The sequence below is a fragment of the Candidatus Schekmanbacteria bacterium genome, assembly GCA_003695725.1.
GTDB lineage: Bacteria > Schekmanbacteria > GWA2-38-11 > GWA2-38-11 > J061 > J061.
Genome location: RFHX01000212.1, coordinates 1 through 3,561, shown reverse-complemented (window position 1 = coordinate 3,561; position 3,561 = coordinate 1). Strand labels below are relative to the sequence as shown.

Annotated in this window: 4 protein-coding genes; all 4 read right to left on the bottom strand. The window is 36.9% G+C overall.

Features of this window, described 5'->3' with window-relative positions; translation table 11 throughout:
- Window positions 1–54: 54 nt before the first annotated feature.
- Window positions 55–990, bottom strand: coding sequence for a bifunctional riboflavin kinase/FAD synthetase (locus D6734_08390; GenBank protein ID RMF94187.1), 936 nt, complete (start codon window positions 988–990; stop codon window positions 55–57).
- A gap of 11 nt (window positions 991–1,001) precedes the next feature.
- Window positions 1,002–1,352: an aspartate 1-decarboxylase gene (locus D6734_08385; protein ID RMF94186.1), complete on the bottom strand. Its 351-nt coding sequence runs from the start codon at window positions 1,350–1,352 to the stop codon at window positions 1,002–1,004.
- A gap of 144 nt (window positions 1,353–1,496) precedes the next feature.
- Complete coding sequence (ccsB, locus tag D6734_08380) at window positions 1,497–2,336, bottom strand: c-type cytochrome biogenesis protein CcsB (GenBank protein RMF94185.1); 840 nt, start codon at window positions 2,334–2,336, stop codon at window positions 1,497–1,499.
- Window positions 2,330–3,559, bottom strand: coding sequence for a hypothetical protein (locus D6734_08375; protein RMF94184.1), 1,230 nt, complete (start codon window positions 3,557–3,559; stop codon window positions 2,330–2,332). The genes ccsB and D6734_08375 overlap by 7 nt, the downstream gene beginning before the upstream one ends.
- Window positions 3,560–3,561 lie beyond the last annotated feature (2 nt).

Genomic DNA, 3,561 nt, shown 5'->3' with positions numbered 1-3,561 from the left:
GGAAGAAAGCGCTTAAAATAATGCCGAACCAAAATACAATTTTTTTCTTCAAATCTACTCCGTCATTTTAATATTGAAAAAATTTTTTGCCTCTTTTAAGTCCTCATGCATTCTTGCTTTCAACTCTCCTTCATTTTTAAATTTCATCTCCTCTCTTATATAATGAAGGAAAAAAACCCTAATAAATTTTCCATATATGTCTCTGTTAAAATCAAGGAGATAGGATTCAACGAGAGTCCCTCTTCCTTGAAAAGTTGGTCTTGTACCAACATTTACAAGTGAGGGATATTTTACCCCATCTATCAAAGTTTCCGCAATATAAACTCCATTAGGTGGAATTATTTTATTGAATGTAGAAATATTCGCCGTGGGAAAGTTTAGTTTTCTTCCTCGTTTCGCTCCTTCAACTACTCTTCCACGAATACTAAAGGGCCGACCTAAATAGGTCTTTGCTCTTTCAACCTTTCCTTCCAACACAAGATTTCGTATAAGCGTACTGCTAACAATCACATCTCCAAGTTTCAGCGGCTCAATAATTTTGACTTCATAGCCCAATTTTTTTGAATTTTCCTTTATAAAATCGATGCTGCCCGACCTTCCCCTGCCAAATCCAAAATCATAACCCACAAGGAGTTTTTTCATACCAATTCTGTCTATTAAGATTTCTTTGATAAATTTTTCGGGTTCTATTTCTGAAAACTCCTTTGAAAAACGAATGCATACGAGATAGTCAATGCCCATTCTCGATATAAGCTCAATTTTTTCTCTTATAGTATTGATTAGAGGAGGACATTTCTCAGGGGAAAGGATCTTTAGTGGATGGGGATGAAACGATATGACTACGCTCTTCCCATCGAGACTTCGAGAGGTTTCGAGAAGTTCATTAAATATTTCCTGATGACCAAGGTGTATGCCGTCAAAATTACCTATTGTTACTACCGATTTTTTGATGTCGAGCCGTCTATCAGGTACTCCCCTGATTAACTTCATTCTCCATTGCCCTACACAGTTGCTCGATTATTTTCATCAACAAGAATTATTTTCGGCTCATGATTGCGGGCTTCTTCATCAGTATAATCGGCATAGGAAATTATAATTACGAGGTCGCCTTTATGGACAAGTCTTGCAGCAGCTCCATTTATACAAATCACTCCCGAACCGCGTTCGCCTTTGACAACGTATGTCTCAAGTCGATTCCCATTATTTATATCAAGCACTTGAACCATTTCATTCGGCAGTATATCTGCCTTTTCGAGCAATTCTTCATCAATGGTAATGCTTCCTGCATAGTGCAGGTCTGCCTCAGTAACTGTCGCCCTGTGAATTTTCGATTTGCACATCTTGCGAATCATTTTCTCTACTCCCTGATCCTTTGATAACTTATCAGATCTGCTAACTCACTAAAAATAAAGGAAAAAACATTGATTGTCAAGCTATTTGAATCTTCACTTCAACTGTTTCCAAGCTTCTTTGCTCTTAATTTTCATACATTCTAATTATGCATAACTGTGCAATCCTGATAGAAGTAGGTTCACACCAAGATAGCAAAAGAGCACAGAAACGAATCCTGCTACAGACAATATAGCACTACGGCGTCCCATCCACCCATAGGTAAAACGCGAATGGAGAAATGCCGCATAAATAAACCAGGTTATTAAAGACCATGTCTCTTTGGGATCCCAGCTCCAATATGTCCCCCATGCATAATGAGCCCAATATGCGCCTGTTATTATCCCTATTGTCAAAAAGGGAAATCCTATGGCAACAATCTTATAATTGATTTCATCGAGCACCCGAATATCAGGAAAAATCGATAAAAAACCTTTATCTTTTGACTTTCCTGTCCTTTCACCTCTTTCCTTTATCAGATAGACAATACTTACCCCACAGGCAACTGCAAACGAAGCATATCCCAACATACATGTTGCAACATGGGCATGAAGCCAATAACTTTGAAGTGCCGGCACAAGAGGTTCAATCTCATCTGACAAAAAAGAGGTATATGCAAGGGCTATCAGAGCAAAAGGAATGACGAATGCGCCAAAAACCTTTTGTTTGAATTTTAATTCCGTAACTACATATACAACAACAATGAGCCACGATAATACAACCATCGATTCAAACAAATTTGTCAATGGAATCCTTCCATGTCCCATTTCATAAGATTCCTGCCACCGCAAGCCAAGAGCAAATGTCTGAATCGTTAAACCTATCAGCGTAAGAATCGATGCAACTTTTCCAACCATCTCTTTTCGAGTTGGCAGATAGAATATATATGTAAGGGAGCAAACGACATAGTCAATCATTACAACCCCAAAGAGCTTTGAACTTAACATTTTAGACTCCTTTCGATTTCATCCATTAATAATCCCGCCTCATTTTCAAAAGACGGCTTATTCTTAGAAGTAGTCCCTGTTACCAAAATTGAAGAATCAGTGCATTTTACCCAAATTCTTTTATGAGGAACAAAAAAGGATATATAAAGCCCTAAAAGCATAACTACACAACCTAACCAGACAACATTTACTCCCGGGTCTTTCGCAACCTGCAAGCCAGTCCTATTTTTCGGTACAACTGATGAAAAAATTATATTATATTCTCCTTTACCCGTAGAATGGAAATCGGGATATTTTTGAAAAATCCACTGACTCTTTCTCTCATTTCCTTTAATAATTTCTATTTGTGCTGCCGGATTCACAAGCTCTTCTGATTTTGAAAAGATTTCGCCATCTGAAATTACAAAATCTGGCACAAACCTAAGCAAGCGGATTTTTGTCTCATCATCAATTTTTACTTCCTCTTGAGAATCGAGCTCCACAACAAAAGGTTTTCTTCCATCACGGGGTTGAATAGTCAAAATCAGTTTCTTTACGCCTCCCTCGCCAAAACTTGATTGATAAAAAACTATTCCATTGTATTCCAATGGGTCATTTACTTCTATTGTCTTTTTCTTAACCACTTTCCCATCCTTAATAATAGACAATTCACTACGCCAATCCTTTGGCATTCTGCTTCTGATATCTGTATAATATTCTACATAGGCTTTTTCACATTTAATGTCAAAGCCAAGAGGGATTTCCCGTTTTTTATTGGCATCCCAGTAGGTTGAAGATTTTTCGCCCTCAAGAAGACTCACATATCCTTTAAAACCCGCAATAGAACCGATTATTGCACCTATAAAAATTATAAAAATGCTTGTATGGGTAATATATACACCCAGTCTTCCAATTCTTCCCTTTTGGAAAAGATAGCACTTTTCACCATTTTCATTTTTAATCAAAGGGCTGCCAAACTTTTGAGACAAAATTTTATTCAACTTTTCCACAGATGTTTCGACGGACGAATTTAGGCAATCAATTTTTTTCAACATCTTGCCGTTTGAATGGTCAAAAGAAGGATGAGTATAAAATTTTAAGGCATTTGGAATTCTTTTTATACTGCAAAGAAATAGATTTATAGCAAAAAGGGTTATCAATGCAATAAACCACCATGAATGATACATATCAAAAAGTTGTGCTTTATCAAAGATATTGTATGCTTTTAGACCGATTTCATAAATCT